Source organism: Kitasatospora sp. NPDC059827, from assembly GCF_042731675.1.
In the GTDB taxonomy this organism is placed as follows: domain Bacteria; phylum Actinomycetota; class Actinomycetes; order Streptomycetales; family Streptomycetaceae; genus Kitasatospora.
The window spans coordinates 37,386-57,725 of record NZ_JBHWIV010000053.1; the positions used below are offsets into that span (position 1 = coordinate 37,386).

Annotated in this window: 16 protein-coding genes and 2 pseudogenes; 13 read left to right on the forward strand and 5 right to left on the reverse strand. The window is 75.4% G+C overall.

Annotation, left to right across the window (positions count from 1 at the left end; genetic code table 11):
• Window positions 1–39: 39 nt before the first annotated feature.
• Together ACFV8H_RS27990 and ACFV8H_RS27995 are read right to left on the reverse strand one after the other, a co-directional pair.
• Window positions 40–318 carry a ferredoxin gene (locus ACFV8H_RS27990; protein WP_375891648.1) on the reverse strand — a complete coding sequence of 93 codons (279 nt, stop codon included), beginning with the start codon at window positions 316–318 and terminating at the stop codon, window positions 40–42.
• Window positions 315–1,535 (reverse strand): cytochrome P450, encoded by a 1,221-nt coding sequence (locus tag ACFV8H_RS27995; RefSeq protein ID WP_380405244.1) that lies wholly within the window; start codon window positions 1,533–1,535, stop codon window positions 315–317. The genes ACFV8H_RS27990 and ACFV8H_RS27995 overlap by 4 nt, the downstream gene beginning before the upstream one ends.
• Window positions 1,536–2,156: 621 nt before the next feature.
• On the opposite strand from ACFV8H_RS27995, the gene ACFV8H_RS28000 reads away from it, so the two are divergent.
• The 3 genes from ACFV8H_RS28000 to ACFV8H_RS28010 all read left to right on the forward strand — a co-directional run bounded on the left by ACFV8H_RS28000 (window position 2,157) and on the right by ACFV8H_RS28010 (window position 4,357).
• Window positions 2,157–3,242, forward strand: coding sequence for an S-(hydroxymethyl)mycothiol dehydrogenase (locus ACFV8H_RS28000; protein WP_375891644.1), 1,086 nt, complete (start codon window positions 2,157–2,159; stop codon window positions 3,240–3,242).
• Window positions 3,239–3,868, forward strand: coding sequence for an MBL fold metallo-hydrolase (locus ACFV8H_RS28005; protein ID WP_380405249.1), 630 nt, complete (start codon window positions 3,239–3,241; stop codon window positions 3,866–3,868). Before ACFV8H_RS28000 ends, ACFV8H_RS28005 begins: the two co-directional genes overlap by 4 nt.
• A gap of 87 nt (window positions 3,869–3,955) precedes the next feature.
• Complete coding sequence (locus tag ACFV8H_RS28010; RefSeq protein ID WP_380405252.1) at window positions 3,956–4,357, forward strand: pyridoxamine 5'-phosphate oxidase family protein; 402 nt, start codon at window positions 3,956–3,958, stop codon at window positions 4,355–4,357.
• A 31-nt stretch (window positions 4,358–4,388) separates the two neighbouring features.
• On the opposite strand, the gene ACFV8H_RS28015 is transcribed toward ACFV8H_RS28010, so the two are convergent.
• Both ACFV8H_RS28015 and ACFV8H_RS28020 read right to left on the reverse strand, forming a co-directional pair.
• Window positions 4,389–5,372 (reverse strand): M48 family metalloprotease, encoded by a 984-nt coding sequence (locus ACFV8H_RS28015; protein ID WP_380405255.1) that lies wholly within the window; start codon window positions 5,370–5,372, stop codon window positions 4,389–4,391.
• On the reverse strand, window positions 5,369–5,800 hold the full coding sequence (locus ACFV8H_RS28020; protein ID WP_380405258.1) for a BlaI/MecI/CopY family transcriptional regulator: 432 nt from the start codon (window positions 5,798–5,800) through the stop codon (window positions 5,369–5,371). The genes ACFV8H_RS28015 and ACFV8H_RS28020 overlap by 4 nt, the downstream gene beginning before the upstream one ends.
• A 188-nt stretch (window positions 5,801–5,988) precedes the next feature.
• Here ACFV8H_RS28020 and ACFV8H_RS28025 point away from each other — a divergent pair, with 188 nt between their 5' ends.
• The 10 genes and pseudogenes from ACFV8H_RS28025 to ACFV8H_RS28070 form a co-directional block, all read left to right on the forward strand.
• Window positions 5,989–6,153 carry a hypothetical protein gene (locus tag ACFV8H_RS28025; RefSeq protein ID WP_360234200.1) on the forward strand — a complete coding sequence of 55 codons (165 nt, stop codon included), beginning with the start codon at window positions 5,989–5,991 and terminating at the stop codon, window positions 6,151–6,153.
• A 186-nt stretch (window positions 6,154–6,339) separates the two neighbouring features.
• Window positions 6,340–9,186, forward strand: a complete 2,847-nt coding sequence (locus ACFV8H_RS28030) for a lantibiotic dehydratase (protein WP_380405262.1) — start codon at window positions 6,340–6,342, stop codon at window positions 9,184–9,186.
• Window positions 9,179–10,180 carry a lantibiotic dehydratase C-terminal domain-containing protein gene (locus ACFV8H_RS28035; protein WP_380405265.1) on the forward strand — a complete coding sequence of 334 codons (1,002 nt, stop codon included), beginning with the start codon at window positions 9,179–9,181 and terminating at the stop codon, window positions 10,178–10,180. The genes ACFV8H_RS28030 and ACFV8H_RS28035 overlap by 8 nt, the downstream gene beginning before the upstream one ends.
• Window positions 10,173–11,309, forward strand: a complete 1,137-nt coding sequence (locus tag ACFV8H_RS28040; RefSeq protein ID WP_380405268.1) for a thiopeptide maturation pyridine synthase — start codon at window positions 10,173–10,175, stop codon at window positions 11,307–11,309. The genes ACFV8H_RS28035 and ACFV8H_RS28040 overlap by 8 nt, the downstream gene beginning before the upstream one ends.
• A 5-nt stretch (window positions 11,310–11,314) precedes the next feature.
• The gene (locus tag ACFV8H_RS28045) at window positions 11,315–13,285 is read left to right on the forward strand and encodes a hypothetical protein (RefSeq protein WP_380405271.1); all 1,971 of its coding nucleotides are present in this window, start codon (window positions 11,315–11,317) and stop codon (window positions 13,283–13,285) included.
• Window positions 13,282–15,294 carry a TOMM precursor leader peptide-binding protein gene (locus tag ACFV8H_RS28050; protein WP_380405274.1) on the forward strand — a complete coding sequence of 671 codons (2,013 nt, stop codon included), beginning with the start codon at window positions 13,282–13,284 and terminating at the stop codon, window positions 15,292–15,294. Before ACFV8H_RS28045 ends, ACFV8H_RS28050 begins: the two co-directional genes overlap by 4 nt.
• Window positions 15,295–15,382: 88 nt before the next feature.
• Complete coding sequence (locus tag ACFV8H_RS28055) at window positions 15,383–16,924, forward strand: SagB/ThcOx family dehydrogenase (protein WP_380405277.1); 1,542 nt, start codon at window positions 15,383–15,385, stop codon at window positions 16,922–16,924.
• A 70-nt stretch (window positions 16,925–16,994) separates the two neighbouring features.
• Window positions 16,995–17,495 carry a DnaB-like helicase N-terminal domain-containing protein gene (locus ACFV8H_RS28060; RefSeq protein WP_380405280.1) on the forward strand — a complete coding sequence of 167 codons (501 nt, stop codon included), beginning with the start codon at window positions 16,995–16,997 and terminating at the stop codon, window positions 17,493–17,495.
• Window positions 17,435–18,160 (forward strand): annotated as a pseudogene (locus ACFV8H_RS28065) (SPFH domain-containing protein); the annotation flags it as partial. The gene ACFV8H_RS28060 and the pseudogene ACFV8H_RS28065, both read left to right, overlap by 61 nt.
• 81 nt (window positions 18,161–18,241) lie before the next feature.
• A pseudogene (locus ACFV8H_RS28070) lies at window positions 18,242–19,030 on the forward strand (serine/threonine-protein kinase); the annotation flags it as partial.
• Between the two features lie 40 nt (window positions 19,031–19,070).
• On the opposite strand, the gene ACFV8H_RS28075 reads toward ACFV8H_RS28070, so the two are convergent.
• On the reverse strand, window positions 19,071–19,403 hold the full coding sequence (locus ACFV8H_RS28075) for a hypothetical protein (RefSeq protein ID WP_380405283.1): 333 nt from the start codon (window positions 19,401–19,403) through the stop codon (window positions 19,071–19,073).
• Window positions 19,404–20,340: the final 937 nt, after the last annotated feature.

Consider the following 20,340-nt stretch of genomic DNA (forward strand, 5'->3'; position numbering starts at 1 on the left):
CACGGGGCACCGGATCAGGTGGTCACCCGGTCCGGCGCGTCACTCCGCAGGTTCGATCCGGTAGCCGCCGCGGGCCGAGAACAGGGTGAGCGCCTCGACCGGACAGAACTCCACCGCCTCGGTCAGCCCGTCCGTCAACTCCGCTCCGCCGGCGGCGTACCCGGCCACCGGCCGGGCCTGGCCGTCGGTGTCGAGGGCCAGCGACCCGGGGGCGCTCAGGGCGCACATCCCGGAGCCGATACAGCGGTCCCGGTCGACCCGGACCAGCACGGATTCGGCCGCCGCCGGGTCGGCGGGCCCGGTCGGACCCCCCGTCACCAGGTGACCCTCAGGGTGTTGGGGCTGCGGGTGAGCAGCCCGCGCCGCCAGTCGATGTCCCGGGCCGCGTCGGCCAGCCGCAGCGCCGGCAGCCGGCGGGCCAGTCGGTGCAGGGCGAGTTCCAGCTCCATCCGGGCCAGCCAGGCGCCCAGGCAGTGGTGCGGTCCGGCGCCGAAGGTGAGCATCGGCGCGGCCAGCGGGGAGAAGAGCTCGGTGCGCAGGTCCCCGGTGAAGACCTCCGGGTCCTGGTTGGCGGTGCCGGTGTCGGCGGCGACGACGCTGCCGGCCGGGATGACCACCCCGCCGATCTCGACGTCCTCCACCGTGCGGCGCAGCAGCCCGGGCATGTGCTCGGCGGCGTCGCCGAGCGGTACGGCGCGCAGGATCTGCTCGGTCGCGGCGGCGGCGCTGGCCTCGTCGGAGGCGAGCCGCTGCCAGGCGTCCCGGCCGTCCTGGAGCAGGTAGACCAGGGCGTTGCCGAGGCTGGTCATGGTGGTCTCGTGACCGGCCACCACGAGGCCGATGACCAGGGCGATCAGCTGCCCCTCGGTGATCGAGCCGTCCTCGGCGGCGGCCGACAGCAGGCTGCTGACCAGGTCCTCGCCGGGTTCCGCGCGGCGTTCGGCGATCACCTCGGCGCCGAAGGCCGCGAACTCGGTCATCGCGGTGGCGATCGCCTCGGCGCTGTGGGCGGTGGTGGAGAGCGCGTGGTCGCTCCAGTGGGCGAGCCGTTTGCTGTCGAGGTTGTCCAGGCCCATCAGCCGGCTGATCACCAGGACCGGCAGCGGCCGGGTGTAGGTGGCGACGATGTCGGCGGGTGAGCCGTGGTCGATCAGTTCGTCGATCAGCGACTCGATCACCGAGGCGACCCAGGGCTTCCAGCGCGCGATCGCGCGTGGGGTGAAGGCCCGTTGCACGGTGCGGCGCAGCCGCTGGTGCTCGGTGCCGTCGATGTTCAGCATGCTCTGCGGGTCGTCCAGGATGTTGGGCGTGACCATGAGCGGCGGGGCGTCCGGCGCGTAGAGCGGGGCGCGCCCGAGCCGCGGGTCGGTGAGCACCTGCCGGACGTCGGCGTGCCGGCTGACCAGCCAGACCGGCGTGCCGGTGGGCAGCGCCGCGAGCCGGGGCGGACCGGGCTCCAGGTGGCGCAGGCAGTGCATCGGGGGGAGCGGGGCGGTGCCGGTGCCGGCACCGGTCGCACTGTTCTCGGTGGACATCCGTACTCCAGACTCCAGGGCAGGGACCGCGCGGGGCGGCCCGACGGGGGGGGATCCGGGGTTCGTGCGGGACGGGCGGTTCGGCCGGGGCGGCTCGACTCGGGGCCGGCGGTGCGGTGGGACGCGGTGGGACCGGGAACGCTGCCCGCGCGGGGGCGCGGGCCCGTCCGCGGGATGGCGCGGGATGGCGCGAAACGTGCGGGGGCGTACGGTCGGTACGCGCCCGGCACGAGCGGCGCGCGGTGGCGTGCCGTCAGGTGGGGCGGGTGTGCTGAGCGTGGTCGCGTGGACCGTCTCTGCTACGACCGTACGTGGACGGCGGGGTGCCCGTCTGCGGCACTTCCAGCCAACGGTGGCGCTTTCCGGGCAGTTCGTGGCACGTTGACGGGCGCTCACCGCCGCCCGCGCGCCCCTGGTCCGGGGCCGCGCCGGGGCCGCGCGGGGGCGAGTGCCCGGTGGGCCCGGCAGGACTGCCGGGCATGCCCGTGGCACGTGCGCCCGGCCGGGCGGGCGCTACCCTTCGTAGGCACTCCTTCGGAAGTGCTTCTAGAGTTCTCCCGCAGTCGTTTGTCGCAGGTCACGCCGGTGCGTAGCCGTACCGGCCGACGGAGGTGGAATCGGATGGCCCAGCAGGTCAAGGCAGTCATCGCGCGCGCCAAGGGCGCACCCGTGGAGGTGACCACGATCGTGGTGCCGGACCCGGGGCCGGGCGAGGCGGTGGTGCGGATCCAGGCGTGCGGCGTCTGTCACACCGACCTCCACTACCGGGAGGGCGGCATCAACGACGAGTTCCCGTTCCTGCTCGGCCACGAGGCCGCGGGCGTCGTGGAGTCGGTGGGCGAGGGCGTCACCGAGGTCGAGCCGGGCGACTTCGTCGTCCTCAACTGGCGCGCGGTGTGCGGCCAGTGCCGGGCCTGCAAGCGCGGGCGCCCGCAGTACTGCTTCGCCACCCACAACGCGAAGCAGAAGATGACGCTGCTCGACGGCACCGAGCTGTCCCCGGCGCTGGGCATCGGCGCCTTCGCCGAGAAGACTCTGGTCGCGGCGGGCCAGTGCACCAAGGTCGACCCGGCCGCCGACCCGGCCGTCGCGGGCCTGCTGGGCTGCGGCGTGATGGCGGGCCTCGGCGCCGCGATCAACACCGGCAACGTCGGCCGCGGCGACACCGTCGCCGTGATCGGCTGCGGCGGCGTCGGCGGGGCGGCCGTGATGGGCTCCCGGCTGGCGGGCGCGGCGAAGATCATCGCGGTGGACATCGACGACCGCAAGCTGGAGAAGGCCCGCTCCCTGGGCGCCACCCACACCGTCAACTCCCGCACCACCGACCCGGTCGAGGCGATCCGCGAGCTGACCGGCGGCAACGGCGCCGACGTCGTGGTGGAGGCCGTCGGCCGCCCCGAGACCTACAAGCAGGCGTTCTACGCCCGCGACCTCGCGGGCACCGTCGTCCTGGTCGGCGTGCCGACCCCGGAGATGACCCTGGACCTGCCGCTGCTGGACGTCTTCGGCCGCGGCGGCGCGCTCAAGTCCTCCTGGTACGGCGACTGCCTGCCCTCCCGGGACTTCCCGATGCTGATCGACCTCCACCTCCAGGGCCGCCTGGACCTGGACGCCTTCGTCACCGAGCGGATCGGGCTCGACGAGGTGGAGCAGGCCTTCGAGCGCATGCACCACGGTGACGTCCTCCGCTCGGTGGTGATCCTGTGACCACCCGAGTGGACCGCCTGGTCACCGCCGGGACCTTCGAACTCGACGGCGGCAGCTGGGAGGTGGAGAACAACGTCTGGATCGTCGGTGACGACGAGGAGGCGGTGGTGATCGACGCCGCCCACGACGCCGCGGCCATCGAGGCCGCCCTCGGCGGCCGTCGGCTGCTGGCGATCGTCTCCACCCACGCCCACAACGACCACATCGACGCCGCCCCGGAGCTGGCCGCGCGCACCGGTGCGCCGATCCTGCTGCACCCGGACGACCTCCCGCTGTGGAAGCTCACCCACCCCGAGCGGCTCCCGGACGGCGAACTCGCCGACGGGCAGCGGATCGAGGTGGCCGGCACCGAGCTGACCGTGCTGCACACCCCGGGCCACGCGCCCGGCGCGGTCTGCCTCCACGCCCCCGGGCTCGGCACCGTGTTCACCGGCGACACCCTGTTCCACGGCGGGCCGGGCGCGACCGGACGCTCCTTCTCGGACTTCCCGACCATCATCGAGTCCATCCGCGAGCGGCTGCTGTCGCTCCCGGCCGACACGGTGGTGCGCACCGGCCACGGCGACCCGACCACCATCGGCGCCGAGGCCCCGGCCCTGCCGGAGTGGATCGCCCGCGGTCACTGAGGCCCCGGCCGCAGGCCGAATGCTGCTCGCCGCATACCGTACGGCCCCCGGGGAGGATGACGCCCCGGGGGCCGTACGATCGCGATCATGGCCCATGACCCGCGTGACCTCGACGACGCCTTCCTCGCCTTCTGGCGCGAGCGGCACATCTCCACCCTGACCACCACCCGGCCCGACGGCACCCCGCACGTGGTGCCGGTCGGCGTGACCTTCGACCCGGAGACCGGTACCGCCCGGGTGATCACCAGCCGCACCAGCCGCAAGGCCCGCAACGTGGCGGCGGCCGGACCCGAGGGCCTGCGCGTCGCGGTCTGCCAGGTGGACCGGGCCCGCTGGTCCACCCTGGAGGGCGTCGCGGTGGTGCGCGACGGCGCCGAGCAGGTCGCCGACGCCGAGCGCCGCTACGCCGAGCGCTACCGCCCGCCGCGCGAGAACCCGGACCGGGTGGTCATCGAGATCACCGTCACCCAGGTCCTCGGCCGCGCCTGACCGGGCCGCACCCCGCCGCACCGCTCACGCGTCAGCGGCCGGTGATCCGCTCCGCCGCGTACTCCACGTACTCGTGCAGGCCGTAGGCGAGGCCGACGGCGAGCAGGGCCGAGCACAGGACCGCGACGCAGAACGCGGCGGCGGCCAGGCGTGGTCCGCGCCCCTGTGGTCCGGCGGGCTCCGGTCCGAGCAGGGCCTGCACCCGCTGGGGCACCGGCCCCGTGTCCACGGCGAGCACCCGGCCGCCGCCGTACCGTCCTCCGCCGTACCGTCCTCCGCCGTACCGTCCGGAACCGGAACCGGAACCGGCACCGGCCAGCGCGGCCCGGGCGATGGCGGTCGCGGCGGTCCGCCGGTCGGCCACCACCCGGGCGGCGGCCTCGTCCGCCCACCGCTCCAGGTGGAACTCCAGGGCGGTGCGCAGCCGTCCCAGCGCCGGATGGACGGCGGCGGCCAGGTCGGTGACACCCGCGAGCAGGTGGTGGCGTCCGTTCAGATGGGCCCGCTCGTGGGCGAGCAGCACCGCCCGCTCCGACGGTGTCAGGGCCCTGAGCATGCCCTCCGTCACGACGACCCGGCCGGCGCGCCCCCGGTGGCGGGGCAGGGCGAAGGCCTCCGCCTCCTCGCCCGGCACGACCAGGAGGTCGCTCCCGGGCGTGGCCGCGCCGGTCAGCTCCCAGGCACGCGCCAGCAGCGCGCGGTGGCGGCGCGCGGCCCGCGCGAGCCGGACCGCCTGCGCGGCGAGCAGCGCCCCGGCCGCGCAGGCCACCGGCAGCGCCGCCGGCCAGTCCGCGACCACCCGGCCGAGCGCCATGTGCTCCAGCCCCGCGAGGAACGGCACGTGGAGGAGGCCGACCAGCGCCGCGAGCGTGCCGCCCGCGAGGAGCACCGCCGCCCCGGTCAGCGCGAAGGAGGCCGCGCGGGGCGGGAGCAGCCCGGCCAGGCGGTCCGCCGCGGGCACCGCTGCCCAGGGCAGCGCGACGGCGAGGGCGACGATCACGAGGAACAGCGTCATGCTCCGCCTCCCGCTGTTCCCGCTACTCCCTCGCCCGCCACGGCTGCGGGGGAATCGCCCTCCGCTTCGAGGAGGAGGCGGCGCAGGGCGTCCCCGTCGTCCGCCGAGAGTGAGGACACGAACCGCTTCAGGACGAGGTCCCGGTGCGGCTCCTTCTCCAGCTCCCGGCGCATCCGGCCGGCCGCCAGGCCGGCGGCGTCCGAGACGGGCGCGTACGCGAAGGAACGCCCCGGCCGGGTGCGGGCCAGGGTCCCCTTCTCGTGCAGGCGGGTGAGGATCGTCGCCACCGTCGTCCGGGCGAGGTCCTGGTGCAGGGCGCCCTTGACCTGCTGGGCGGTCAGCGGCTCCCCGGCCGCCCACAGCACCGCCAGCACGTCCGCCACGAGCTCCCCGTGCGGGCGCCTGGCCTCCTGGCCGTCCCTCGCCATCTCTCTCCCCGGTCCGTACAGGTTAGGTGTGCCTCAGCTAACTTTACCGGGCCGGAAGCGGGCCACCGGAGGGTGTGCGGGCCGTAGACGGAGACGGCGCTCTCCGTATATCGGCTGTAGATCGGCGCTTGTGAAGGTTCTCCTGTCAGCCCGAACGGGCCGACGGAACGAGAGGAAGGACCGTCACCATGGACATGCAGCTGAACTCGCTCGACCTGGACGCCCTGGACGTCACCGGCATCGAGCTCGCCGAGGGCGACGCCATCGGTTCGCTGGCCACCGACAGTGCGCACACCGAGGTCGGCGCCTCCTGTGCCCCCTACGGCTGCCACTGCTACTTCAGCCTGACCTGATCGATCGGGCAGGGCACCCGCCCGACGGGTAGCCACTGAGGAGCGTCCCGCCGGTCCCGTCGGACCCGGCGAGGGCCTGCGGGACGCTCCCCGGCAGCACGACCACCGGTGACTGACCGGCGGTACCCCTCCGGCGCGCTGGGAAGAGCCCGTCGGACCCTCCGGAGACGAAACGGCGTTCCCACCGTGATTCCCCCCACCACCCCTGCCGTCCGCCGGTTCGCCGTCCGCGTCGCGGGCCTGCCGGCCGACGCCCTGCACGAACTGCGCCGACCGGCCGTCCGCTCCGCGGTGGACCACCTGCTCGCGGAACGCGACCGGCTGGCCCACGAGGGCACGCGCCTCGCCGACGCCTGCCACCCGGTGATCGGCGCGCTGGCCGGCTCCGAGCTGAAACCGCGGGTGGTGGCGCTGCGCCGCAGCCTCCACGGCGCGAGCGTGCCCGGCCCCGCGGTCTGGTCGGACCAGGTCCGGCAGGCCCTGCCGACCGCCCTAGCCGAACGGATCGACGCCTGGCTGGCGGCCCTGCGCGCCCACCGGGCGGACTTCGCGGCGCTCCCGGACCGCTACGACCGCGACCTCCCGGACGCCCTGTCCGCCGTACGCCGCCACAGCGCGAACCCGGCCTTCCGCCACGGGCTGGTCCAGGGCAACCCGATGCTCTCGGACGCGCTCACCGCGTGGCTCGACTCCCCGGCCGGCACCGAGCCGGCCCGCCGCACCAGGCTGCGCCTGGTCAAGTACCTGGCCCGGGCGGCCGCCAAGACCAGCCCGTACGCCACCTTCACCGTGACCGGCCTCGGCGAGTGGCGCCGCTGCGGCTCCGCCGTCGAGCCCACCGGCGCGACGGCCTGGCGCAGTGTCGTCGAGCCGAACGTCTGGGTGATGCAGCGGCTGGCGCACGCGCTGGCCGGGCCCCGCACGCCGCCGCGCGGCCGGGTGCTGCGGGTCAATCCGACGCTGTGCGAGGAGGACGGCCGCTTCTGGTTCGTCGCACCGGGCTGGTCGGAGCGGGTGCTGTCGGTCGCCGCGGACGGTGCGGCCCGGGCCTGCGTCGACCTCCTGCGGGCCGGCGGCCCGCGCACCGCCGCCGAACTGCGCGACCACCTCGCGGCCCGCGCCGGCGGGTCGGCCGCCCGGCCCGACGCGGTGCCGGAGACGACGGCGGTGTCGGAAACCGCGACGGCCTATCTCGCCAAACTCGTCGAGGTCGGCCTGCTGGAGGCGGCGCTGCCGTTCGCCGACCAGTCCCCGGACCACCTCGGCGAGCTGCTGCGCCACCTCGAACGCTGGGAACTCCCCGACGGACAGCGGCAGTTGCAGGCCGTCCGGCGCGCCCTGGCGGCCTACCCCGGGTCGTCGGCGGCGGTCCGGACGGCGCTGCACCGGCGGGTGGACCGGGAGATCACCGGCCTGCTGGAGACCTACGGCACGCCCGGCGACCGGACCCAGGCGCCGCCCCGCAAGAACCTCTTCCACGAGAACGCCGTCTTCACCGAGGTCGTCCTGCACGGCGACCCCCAGCACTGGGCGGGCGCGCTCGCGGACCTCGCCGCCGTCGGGCGGCTGCTCGCGCTGTTCCGGCCCGACGCCGCACTGCGACTGGTCGCGGCCGAGGTCTTCGCCGACCACGCCGGGCCCGTCCCGTTCCCGCTGTTCCACCGCGCCCTCGTCACCCGGCTCCGGGACGCCCGACCCGGCAGCGCCGCGGCCGAACTGCGCGCCCTGCTCAACCCGGCCACGGCCGGCGGGCACCCGCCGGGTGCCAGCCCGGTGCCCGCCGTCCGGGAGCTCGCCGGGCTGCGGGCCGAGGCGATCGGCTTCCTGCGCGACCACCCCGCCGACGGGGACGGCGTCGTCCGCCTCCCGGCCCGCGCCGTCGACCGGCTGCTCGCCGACCTGGCCCCCCACCGGTCGGCCCCGGGACCGCTGTCCTGCTACGTGCAGGAGGCCGGCCGGGACGACGACGGCTCCCTCGACCTCGTCCTCAACGGCGTCGGCGCCGGCCACGGGCACGGCACCGCCAGGCTGCGCCGCGTCCTGCCGGAACTCGCCCAGGAGAAGGGGGACTTCGCCGGTCGGACGGCAGAGCCCGCCGACGGTCCGGCGGACCTTCCCGGCGGCGTGCTGTTCGCCGAGAGCGGCGGCGCCTTCGGCAGCAACCTCAACCTGCGGGCCGACGGCGTCCGCTTCGAGATCGACACCCCGGGCGTCGACAGCCACCGGCCTGCGGCCGAGCGCCTGCCCGCCGCCGAGCTCTTCGTCGACCACGACCCGGACCGGCGGCGGCTCGTGCTGCGCCACGGACCCGACGGGCCGGAGGTCCGGCCGCTGCACCTGGGCACCATGGCCGACCGGCTGCTGCCGCCGCTGATGCTGCTCCTGGTCAGGCTGTTCGGCGAGACCCCCGGGCCCTCGGCCGGGCTGTGGGAACTGCTGACGACCACGCCCGCCGCGCACTCCCGGGAGGTCCTGCACCGGCCGCGCACCGCCGTCGGCCGGGTCGTCGTGGCCCGGGCCTCGTGGTGCGTGCGGGCCGACGCCGTCCCGCGGCAGAGCCGCGGCGAGCACGAGGCCCACTACCTGCTGCGGCTGACCGACTGGGCCCGCCGGCACGGCGTGCCGGAGCGCACCTTCGTACGGGCCGTCCCCGACCGCCCCGCGCCGCGGCAGTCGACCGGCGGTCGGGAGCCGACCGGCGGGCGGGAGCCGCAGCGCCCCGGGGACCTCGGGGAGCTGCGCGACCGCAAGCCGATGTTCCTCGACCTCGCCAACCCCGACCTGGTCCTGCTGTTCCACCGGCTGCTCACCCGCCCCGACCGCGTCCTGCTGTTCCAGGAGGCGCTGCCCGACCCGGCGGCCGCGCCCGTCCTCGGCGGCCTCGGACGACGGGTCGTGGAGTACGTCGTCGAGGTCGACCCGAGTGCCGAGCCGAGTGCCGACTCCGGTGCCGACCCGGGTGCCGACCCCGGTGCCGATTCCGATGCCGCCCCGGGTGCCGACCCTCGGACGGCGGGGACCGGTCATGGCTGAGCCGGGGCGCGGGAGCGGCCGGGAGTGGCTGAGCCTGCACGCGTTCAGCACGGCCGACGCCACCGCGCTGCTGGTGCGGACCGTCCGGCCGCTGGTCGCCGACCTGCGGCGGGACGGGCTGATCGACGAGTACTTCTACCTGCGGTACTGGGAGGGCGGCCCGCACCTGCGGCTGCGCCTGCTGCCGCGCACGGCCGCCCGGGCGGAGGTGGTGCTGGACCGGGCCCGCACCGCGCTGGGCCGGCACCTCGACACCCACCCGTCCGCCGACCGGATGCCTGCCGCCGACTACGCGGCCTGGGCCGAGCGGCTGGCCGCCGCCGAGGGGCTCGCCGACCACGACCGCTCCGTGCGCGCGCACGACGCCGTCGAGGAGATCCGGTACCGGCCCGAGGAGTCGGTGTTCGGCGGGCCGGAGGCGGTCCGCGCGGTGGAGCGGCACTTCACCCTCTCCAGCGACCTCGCCCTCGGGCTGCTCGCCGACGGGGCGACCGGGCCGCAGCGCGCGGGCTTCGGCGCGGACGCGCTGATCCTGGCGCTCGCGGTCTGGGAGCCCGACCGGGACCGGCTGGCCGCCGCGCTGCGCCCCCGCCCGGGCGGCGCGACCGATCCCGCGATGGCGGACCGGGTGGCCCGCGCCCGGCGGCAGGCGGACGGCCCGGTCACCGGCGACGGACCGAAGGACCGCTGGCTGCGCTCGGTGCGGGAGCTGCGGGCCGACCTGCTCGACCTGGACGCCCGCGGCCGGCTGCGGATCACCGCCCCCCACCCCACCGCCGTCCCGCCGCCCGGCTCCGCCGCGCCCGGGCGGCGCGCGGTGCTGGCCGTGCTGCTGCGCTGCGTCCACCTGCTGCACAACCGGCTCGGCCTCGACCACGGCGTCGAGCAGCGCATCCGGCGCCTCGTCGAGTCCGGGCTGACCGCAGCCCCCTCCGGCGCCGGCCGCGCCAGCCCATCCACCGACCCCGCGAGGACCGGGTACCACCGTGACTGACACCCACTGGCGCAGCCTCCAGATCCGCTACTACCAGGACGACAAGGACGCGCTGCTGCTGGACGCCGTCCGCCCCCTGTTCGCCGAGCTCGCCGATGTGATCGAGCAGCCGTACTTCCAGCGCCACTGGCGGCGCGGCCCGCACGTACGGCTCAACTTCCGCACCACGGACAGTGCTTGGCACGAGACCGTGCAGCCGGCCGCCGAACACCGGCTGGCCGCCTTCCTGCGGCGCAGCCCGTCCACCGCCGTCCTCGACGAGGCCCGGGAGACCGCGGGCCACGCCCGCAGGGCGGCGCTGCTGGACGAGCGCGGCCCGCTGTCGCCGTGGTACCCCGACAACACCCTCCAGAGCGAGCCGTACGAGGACCGCCGGCACGTCCTGGGGAGCCCGAGGCTGGCCGAACTGCTGGACGCGGGCCACGCCGCGAGCAGCCGGCTCGCCCTCCCCGTCCTGGAGCACGTCCGCCGCACCGGCCACAGCCGGCTGCGGCCCGCGCTGTGGCTGATGTTCGCCTTCGCGCACACCAGCCTGCCGCCGGTGTCCCGGGGCTTCATGTCCTTCGCCTCGCACGCCGAGGGCTTCTTCGCCCAGTGCGCGGAACCGGACGACGTCCGGGCCGCCTTCGAGGCGCGGTTCCAGCAGCTGCGCGGCGAACTCGGCGACGACCTGGCCGCGGTGCTCGACACCCTGGACGGCACCGGACGGCTGCCCTTCGTCACCGAGTTCGCCGGGTACGTGCGGGAGCGGAAGGCCGCCGCCCTGCCGCTGCTGGAGGGCGGCCTGATCGACCTGGACCACGCCGCCCGCACCCCCCTGCTCGCCGAGCCGCGACTCGGCGAACTGCTCGGCCTGCTGCTCGGCAACGAGTCGTACCGGAGCGAGGTGATGTCCACGACCTGGTTCCGCGGCCACCGGCTGGCGATCAACCAGCTGTACACCCACCTCGACCGGCTGGGGCTCTCGATGACCCAGCGCTTCCTGCTCTGCTACCTGACGGCCCGCACCGTCGAGGAGGCCTTCGGGGTCAGCGCGCTGGACCGGGCCCGCGCCTACGCCGAGCTCCACCCCGCCGGAGCCGTCCCTGCCGGAACCGTCCCCGCCACCACCGACCCGCAGAGGAGCTGAGCCGGATGCGACCCAGACTCAACGACGACGTCCGCTGCGTGCCGGTCCCCGAGGGCGCCTACCTGCACGCCGGCCACCGCTCCTGGGTCCTGCCCGGGGCACAGGCGTACGAGTGGCTGCGACGGCTGACCCCGCACCTGACCGGCCGGCACACCCTGGACGAACTGACCGCCCCGCTCCCGGCGGACAAGCAGGGCGCGGTACGGGACCTCGTGCTGCGCCTGCACGGGCTCGGCTTCGTCAAGGACGCCCGGGAGGACCGGCCGCACGGCCTCACCGAGCACGAACTGCGCGAGTACGCAGCGGAGATCGCGTTCCTGCGCCACGCGCTGGACTCCGCCGAGCACCGCTTCCAGCGCTATCGGGACACCCGGGTGCGACTGATCGCCGACGGGCCGCTCCGGGCGGCGGCGCTGCGCGCGCTGCTGCGGACCGGGTGCCGCGACGTCGAAGTGGTCGCCGAACCGGCCGCGTTCACCGCACTGGACCGGTTCGCGTCGGCGCAGCGACGGGACCAAGACCAGCGGGTGCACCTGACGGACGGGTCGGACCTGCCGAAGCGGTCCGACCTGCCGGACCTGCCGGAGCTGCCGGAGCGGCCGCGGGTCGGGGCCGTGCTGGAGGTCCGGACGGCGCACGAGGGATTCGGGGCCGCCCGCCGGGCGCTCGTCGCGACCGCGGAGCACTGCGCCGCCGCTGGCCTGACCCCGGCCCAGCTGCTGCTCGGCGGCGCCGAGGCCTGGTTCGGTCCGGCCGACGCCGGGGCCGCCGCATCGGCCTGGCGCCGGCTGCTGCCGCCGCGCGACGGCGAGGGCGAGGCGCCGCTGGGCGGCGCCGTCCCGGGCCTGCTCGCGCACCGGCTGGTGCTCGGGCTGTTCCGCGCCCTGACCGGCCTGGACGACCTGCCGCCCGCCCCCGGGACCTCCGCCGCCCCCATCCTGGCCCGCACCGACCTGCACACCCTGGCCGGCTCCCGGCACCTGGTCCTGCCCCACCCGGCGGCCCCGACCAGCGGTGCGGCGACGCCGTCCGCCGACGCTGATGTCGATGCCGCTGCCGACCTGCTGGCCCGCGCGGCGCGCGTCGTCGACGCCCGGACCGGCCTGCTCGGCGCGGTGGACGAGGCCGACTTCACCCAGTCCCCGCTCTGGGTCTGCCGGGCCGTCCCGCACGGCTACCGGGGCGAGCCGCTGGACGTACCGGCCATCGGCTCGGGCCTCGCACGGGACGAGGCGCGGGTCACCGCCGTGCTGGCCGGTCTGGCGGCCTACGCGGCGGACGCGACCGCCGGCCGGGCCGCGGACGAGGGCCGGACCACCCTCCAGGGAGTGGACCTGGCCGACGGCCGGCCCGTCCCCGTCCCGGTGCCGACCGCGTTCCCGGACCGCACCGCGGGGCAGTGGCTGCGCGGCACGGCCGGCGGCCGCTCGCCCGAGGAGGCGCACTGGCTCGGCCTCGCCGACCAGGTCGAGGCACTGCTGGCCCTGGCGCCCGGCGCCGACCGGGCCGGGGCCACCGCACTCGATCCGGCGGACTTCGCCGCCGACCCCCGCACCGGCCACCTGCTGAGGTTGCTCGGCACGGTCGGCGAGCCCGCCCTGTACGACCTCACCGCGGTGACCGGCGTGCCGGCCTGCGCCACCCGGCTGGGCACCGGGACCGTCGCCGCCGCCGGACGCGACCTCGCCGAGGCGGTCGCCCGCTCCGCCGAACGCGCGCTGCTGGCCTGGCAGTCCAGGACGGAGGACCAGCCCGGGTACCGACCCGAGCCGGTTCCGCCGGTTGCCGTACCCGCAGTCGCGATGCCCGAGCCCGCCGCCCCGCACCGGGCCGCCGCCCCGGACCCCGACCTGGCGGCGCTGGCCGCGGCGCTGCGGACCACCACCGGTCTGCGGGCCGTCGCCGTCCCGCTGGACCTCGACCCGCAGGCGACCGCCGTCCTGCCCGACCTCACCCGGGTGGTGCTGCTCCCGTGACCGACCTCCGCACACCCGCCCGCGGCGCGATCACCGTCGCGCTGCTCGGCTCGCCCTGGCTCGCCGCCGCCCCCGACCGGCGGACCGTCACCGCCGACGACCCGGCGCAGCCCGGCCCGGACCTCCCGGACCTCCAGGATGTTTCGGACGTCCCGGACCTCGCGGACGTCCTGGTCGTCACCACCGTCGGCCCCGGCGACCTCGAACCGCTGCGCCGGGGCCGCGCCTGGGCGGCCGCGCACCGCCGCCCCTGGCTGCCGGTCCGGCTGCTCGCCGGGCAGGTGGTCCTCGGGCCCGCCGGCCTCCCCGGTCGCCCCGGCTGCCCGGGCTGCGCCGAGCTGCGCGAGCGCGACAACAGCGCGGAGCCGGCCCACCGTGAGCTGCTCCCGCCCGACCTGCCGGCGCTGCGGACCAACCCGCTGCTGCTCGACGCCGTCCGAGGCCTCGTCAGCGAGGAGACGGCCCGGCTCGCCGCCTTCGCCGATCCCACCGCCGACCCGCTCCCGCCCCGCACCGCCGACGCGGTGCTGCGGGTGGCGGCGGACACCGGCGAGACCTCCCGCAGCACCCTGCTGCCGCACCCGTACTGCCCGGACTGCGGCGCCCTGCCGGCCGACAGCGCGGCCGCGGCCGTCCTCGCGCTGCCGCCCGCGCCGAAGCTCCACCCGGACGTGCCCCGCACCGCGCAGCCGGACCCGGAGGTCCTCGCGGACCGCTACGTCGACCCGGTCACCGGTGTGATCGCCTCGGTGGACACCTGGTCCACCCCCGCCGCCCTGTGCGCCACCGCCCGGACGGCCCCCTCCCGGGCCGTGCACGCCAGCGCCAACGGCTACGGTCACGCCACCGACCTCGGCTCCACCCGGCTCGCCGCCGTCCTGGAGGCCCTGGAGCGCCTGGGCGGCGAGGCCCCGCGCGGCCGGCGCACCACCGTCACGGCCCGCTTCCGCGACATCGCGGACCACGCCGTGGACCCCCAGGGGCTCGGCCTGCACCACCCCGAGCAGCACGGCCTCCCCGGCTTCCCGTTCGCGCCGTACACCCCCGACCGGGAACTGCGCTGGGTGTGGGGGTACTCCTTCGCCCGGGGCCTGCCCGTCCTGGTGCCCGAGAGCTACGCCTACTACAACCGCGGCCACCTCGACGACTCCTTCGTGTTCGAGACCTCCAACGGCTGCGCCCTCGGCAACTGCCCGGCCGAGGCGGTGCTGCACGGGCTGCTGGAGGTCGCCGAGCGCGACGCCTTCCTGCTCACCTGGTACGCCCGGCTGCCCGTCCCCGAGGTCGACCTGGCCTCGGCCGCCGACCGCCGGATCCCGCTGCTCGCCGAGCTCGCCCGGCACCGGCTCGGCTACCGGCTGCGCGCGTTCGCCACCACCACCGAGCACCGGGTGCCCGCGTTCTGGGTGCTGGCCGAGGCCGACCCCGCCGCCGGATCCGCCACGCCGCGCGGGCTGGACCTGCTCTGCGGCGCGGGCACCGCGCTGACGGCCGAACGGGCCCTGCTGCGCAGCCTCTCCGAGCTCACCGGCTTCCTGTCCGGCGCCGACCGCCGGCACGACCCGGACCGGGCGGCCCGGATGCTGGCGGACCCGGCCGAGGTGCGGACGATGGACGACCACGCCACCCTGTACGGCCACCCGGCCGCCCGGGAGCGGTTGGGCTTCCTCGGCGCGGGCGCGCCGCCCGTGCCGCTGGCCGCCGTGGCCGCCGGCACCCCCTGGCCGGAGCACCGGGACCTGATCGGGGACCTCACCGAACTGGTCGGCCGGTTCACCGGCACCGGCCTGGACGTGGTGGTGGTCGACCAGACCTCGGCCGAACACCGGGCCGGCGGGCTGGCGTGCGTCAAGGTGCTGGTCCCCGGCACGCTGCCGATGACCTTCGGGCACCGGTTCCGGCGCACCCACGGGCTGCCGCGGCTGCTGACGGTGCCCCGGCTGCTGGGCCACCGCGACCGGGACCTCACCCCGGCGGAGCTCAACCCGGACCCGCACCCGTTCCCCTGAACCCCCGCGACCGATCCGCCCCGTGCGACCGATCCGCCCGCGCGACCGGCCGAGACCGGACCGCCACGACATTCCGCAGAGGTCACCCGTGTCACCCAGCGCTCCTCCCACCGACCCGGCACCGGGGGCGGCGGCCCGTGCCTACCTGCCGTACGGCCGCCACCCCGGACCGCTCCCGCAGTCCCCGGGCCCGCTCCCGCCCGCGCACCTCGTCCACGCCGACCGCCCCACCGTGCCGCTGCCGTGGGAACCGGCGGACGGCGCCCACGACTGGCCGGCCGTCCTGGGCACGCTGATGCGCGAACTGCTCGGCCGGACCAGGGCGAACTGGATGTACCCGGTGGACCCGGCGACGGGCACCGCGCTCGCCGCCCCGCCCGGCCAGGGCGACTGCCGCCCCGCGCCGAGCGGCGGCGCCCGCTACCCGATCGAGGCGTACCTCGCGCTCGGCGCGGCCCCCGGCCTGCCGGCGGCGGTGTACCACTACGACGGCGTCGGGCACCGGCTGGTCGCCGTCCGCCCGGGGGACCACCGCAGGGCCCTGGCCCCGGGCACCGGTGAGGTGCCCGACCTGGTCCTCGTCCTCACGACGGTGTTCTGGCGTAGCGCCGTGAAGTACCGGGAGTTCGGCTACCGGCTGCAACACCAGGAGACCGGGGTGCTGCTCGCCCAGGCCCAGACGGTCGCCGAGGCGCTGGGCGCCACCGTCGGGGTGCGGCTGCGCCAGGACGACCGGCCGGTCGACGCGCTGCTCGGCCTCGACCCCTACGGGCAGAGCGTGACGGCCGTCCTGACGCTCCACCACCCGGCCGCCCCGGCGGCCGGCCCGGGCCCCGGCGAGCCGCCGTCGCTGCCGTCGGTGCCGGCCGTACCGGTGACACCGCCGACCTCGATCCTGGGGCTGCTGCCCTACACCGCCGCCGTGCACGGGGCCTCGCTGACCGAACGGCCGGACGCGGTCCAGCCCGCCCGGCCGCTGCCCGTGCCCGTGCCCGCGCCCGGGTCGGCGATCCGGCTGCCCGACGCGACGCCCCTGGGCTCGGCGGGCCTCCGCGCGGGGGTCGCGCGGCGCGCCTCGGCGAGCAACGGGTTCCTGCCGGTGCCGATGGACCGGCGGGCGCTGGCGGCGCTGCTCGGCGCCGCGGCCGCCGGGTACCCCGGGGACCTCGCCGGGGTCGCGACGGCACCCGCCGCGGTCGCGCTGTGCTGCGTGGTCCGCGACGTCACCGGCCTCGCCGCGGGCTGCTACGCCTACCGCGACGGGGAGTTGGTCCCCCTGCCCGTCCCGCCCGGCGCACCGGGACGGATCGCCGCCGGGCTGGCCGCACCGCCGACCCGGCTGGACTACCTGGAGGCGCCCCTGACGGTCCTGCCGGTCGCCGCCCTGGAGGCGGGCATCGACGCGTACGGCGACCGCTGGTACCGCCTGGCCCACATCGAGGCCGGGCTGGCCCTGCAACGCGCCGCCCTCGCGGCGGCCGCCCTCGGCCTGTCCGCCCGGATCCGCTCCGACGCCTCCTGCGCCGCCACCGACGAGGCCCTCGGCCTCCCCGCCGCCGGGCTGACCAGCCTCAGCGCCCTCCACATCGGCACCCCCCGCCCCGGCCCGACGCTCGGCTTCCCGGTCTAGACGAGTAGCTCCGAAGTCGGCTCTACGCGAGAGCGAGCCGGCTCCGGAGCCGGGCAGCGTCACCTTCGCGGTGCCGTACGACCTGGCCGCCGAGCAGATCGTCCTCAGCGCGATGCCGCGCTCCAAGGACTTCATCGCCGACGTCGTGGAGACGATCCGCCCCGCGGACTACTACCGGCCCGCACACGTACGGATCCACGGTGCGGTCCTCGCCCTGTACGCCGGGGGGCCGGCCGACCCGACGTCTCCAACAGCCGGTCGTAGGCCTGCTCTGACATGGAGAGCTTCTCTGCTGAGGCTCCGCTCGTCCGTTGCGGGTTGCCGGACCGCACCGCGTCGAACGCGCAAGGCAGTACTGTCCTGTACCGCAAGGGAGTTGAGCCCCACCCCCGCCGGTCGGGCTATTTGCATCACGGTGCACGTCTGTCAGACTTTCGGCCCGGACACTGCCGGACGTCGTCCGGATCGCAGGTCCGAGGCGTTGACGGGCGAGGGGGCCGCAGTAATCCGATGCTCATGCTTCTCATCGTGCTGGTGGTACTTCTGGTCCTGGCCCGATCGATTCGGATGATTCCGCAGGCCCGCGCCGCGATTGTGGTGCGTTTCGGCCGTTACAAGCGCACCCTGAACGCCGGCCTGAACATCGTCGTCCCGTTCATCGACCGGGTCCACAGCCGGATCGACCTGCGCGAGCAGGTCGTGCCGCTCCCGCCGCAGCCGGTGACCACCCAGGACAACCTGGTCGTCAACATCGACACGGTGGTCTACTACCAGGTGACCGACCCGCGCGCGGCCACCTACGAGGTCGCCGGCTACCTTGAGGCGATCGTGCAGCTGACTGTCGCCACGCTGCGCAACATCATCGGCTCGATGGACCTGGAGTCCAGTCTGACCTCGCGCGAGGTCATCAGCGCCGGTCTGCTCGACGTCCTGGACGGGGCCGCCGGTAAGTGGGGTATCCGGGTCAACCGCGTCGAGCTCCAGGCGATCGAGCCGCCGGCATCCATCCGGAAGTCGATGGAGAAGGAGAGGTGCGCCGAGCGGGACAAGCGCGCGGCGATCCTCACCGCTGAGGGCCAGCGCCAGGCGCAGATCCTCAAGGCCGAGGGTGAGAAGCAGGCCGAGGTGCTCAAGGCCGAGGGCGAGGCCCAGGCCGCGGTGCTACGCGCCGACATAGGGGCGGCTGCGAGCATCGTCGTCGCGGTGGACGGGGGAGAACCGGCAGCGCCGCTGCTGGTCCCACAGGCGTCGCTCGGGCCCAGCCATCAACCGTTGAGGGGGGACGACCCGCGCAGTATCGGCCGCTATCAGCTGACTGCCCGGCTCGGCGAGGGCGGTATGGGGACGGTCTTCCTCGCGCGCTCCGCCGGGGAGCGCCTGGTCGCGGTCAAGGTCATCAGGCCAGAGCTTGCCGCGGACGCCGAGTTCCGCCGGCGGTTCGGCCGTGAGATCGAGGCCGTGCGCCGGGTCGGTGGATTCCACACCGCGCCGGTGGTCGCTGCCGACCCGCAAGGTGATCCGCCCTGGCTGATCACTGAGTACGTCCCTGGCCTGCCGCTGCACGAAGTCCTGAAGCATTACGGTGCGTTGCCGAGCCGGAGCCTGCACACCTTGGCCGTCGGTGTTGCCGAGGCGCTCGAGGGGATCCACGCCTGCAACATCGTCCATCGCGACCTCAAGCCGAGCAACATCATCATCTCCGGAACCGGGCCTCGCGTCATCGACTTCGGCATCGCTCGGGCACTCGACGACACCATGCTCACCCGTTCCGGCCAGCTGATCGGCACGCGGGGATTCCTGGCCCCGGAGCAGTACATCGGAGGGCCGGTCACGTTCGCCACGGACGTCTACGCCTTCGGCATGGTGCTGTGCCATGCCGGAGGGGCGGTGCCGGTGGATGAGGGTGAGGTCCTGGAGTCCGTCCTCAGTCTGCTGCCGGCCCAACTGGCCGATCTGGTCGCCCGCTGTCTCGACCATGACCCCCACCGCCGTCCGACACCCACTCAGATCGTCGAGGACCTCTCCCGAAACCGCCCGGCCGCCGGGGACTGGTTGCCGCTTCCGGTGCGGACGATGGTCGACCTGCTCAGCGCGTCCACCAGCTAGGGGCTTCTCACACGGCCTGCGGCCTGCACCCGAAAGGGGCTCATTCTGGGCTCGTCGGGGCTTGTGCTGTCCGAAGGCGGGGGGCGACGTCTCCTCCGTTCCATTCGTGCCAGGAGCGGGCGGTGCCGTCCGCGGCGCCCAGGAGGTCCGCGAGCATCAGCCAGAGCGATTCGCGGCGGAGCTGGGGGCCCAGCACCCCGGGTTCGTCGGGGTGGATGCGGACCTGGGCGACGGTGAGGTTGGCGATGCGGTCGGTGCTCTGGCCGTACTGCAGGACGAGGCAGCCGGCGACGCGGTCCGCGATCGGCAGGCTCTCGTCGGTCTCCAGCCTGAGACGTGGTCGGTGAGAAGCCGGGAGACCTGGCCGGGCCACGGTGCGATGCCAGTGGTCTAGAACTGCTGCTGGTTGAGCTCGAGCTCACCGGAGACCAGTACCTCCTGCTACTTGCCAGACACAAGACCTTCGAGCGGGCGGGGTGGACCCGCGGCTGCGGAACCTGTTGATCCCGGTCCTCGGGTCACCTCCGCACCGGCGGAATGGACCTGACGGGGGAGGTCGAGCTGTCGCGGACGTTCGGGTCACCTCCGCACGAGCGGAGCGGATGGGACGATCATCGTCCAGATGGTGCGCTTCGATGTCACGAAGGCAACCGACGTCGGCACCGAGATCACCCCAGCCGCCGAGGTCGAGCTCGTCCTTCATCCCGACGTGGAACACACCCTCGGGCGGGCGGAGCAGACCACTCGGTCACCGGTTTGGTCCCGACGATCATCGGGTCACCTCCGCACGAGCGGAACGAGCCGCCAGGGCGCGATGAGGACGCTGGCCCGGGATCCGGGATGGGTCGTCTCTGCAAGGGCGAACCGACAGCGTGGTCGGACTGCTGCTGGCCGGCTACACGGAGGCGACCTCCACACTGGCGGAGCGGACCTGAAGACGACGGTGGCAGTGGCCTCGATCCACGGGTCACCTCCGCGCGGGCGGAGCAGACGACGGGGTGAACCTCCTTCTCAGCGGGCGGAGCGGACCTGGGGTATCAGGCCTCGGGGCGACCCCCGCGAAGGCGGGGCCGATTCCCGCTCGAAGGCCGTCGCCCCAAGGAAGAAAGGGCCACCCCCGCGCAGGCGGGGCCGATCTCGACGAGGACGCGCCGAACAGCCTCCCGAAGGGGCCACCTCCGTGCGGGCGGAGTGGACCTCTGCTGGTACCCCGCCCTAGATGAATGAGTCCGATGTCCTCAGTGGTCATAGGCGATGAGTGAGCGCTTGATCGCGGCGCCGGTGTTCCAGTTGTGCCAGATCGCGGCGGC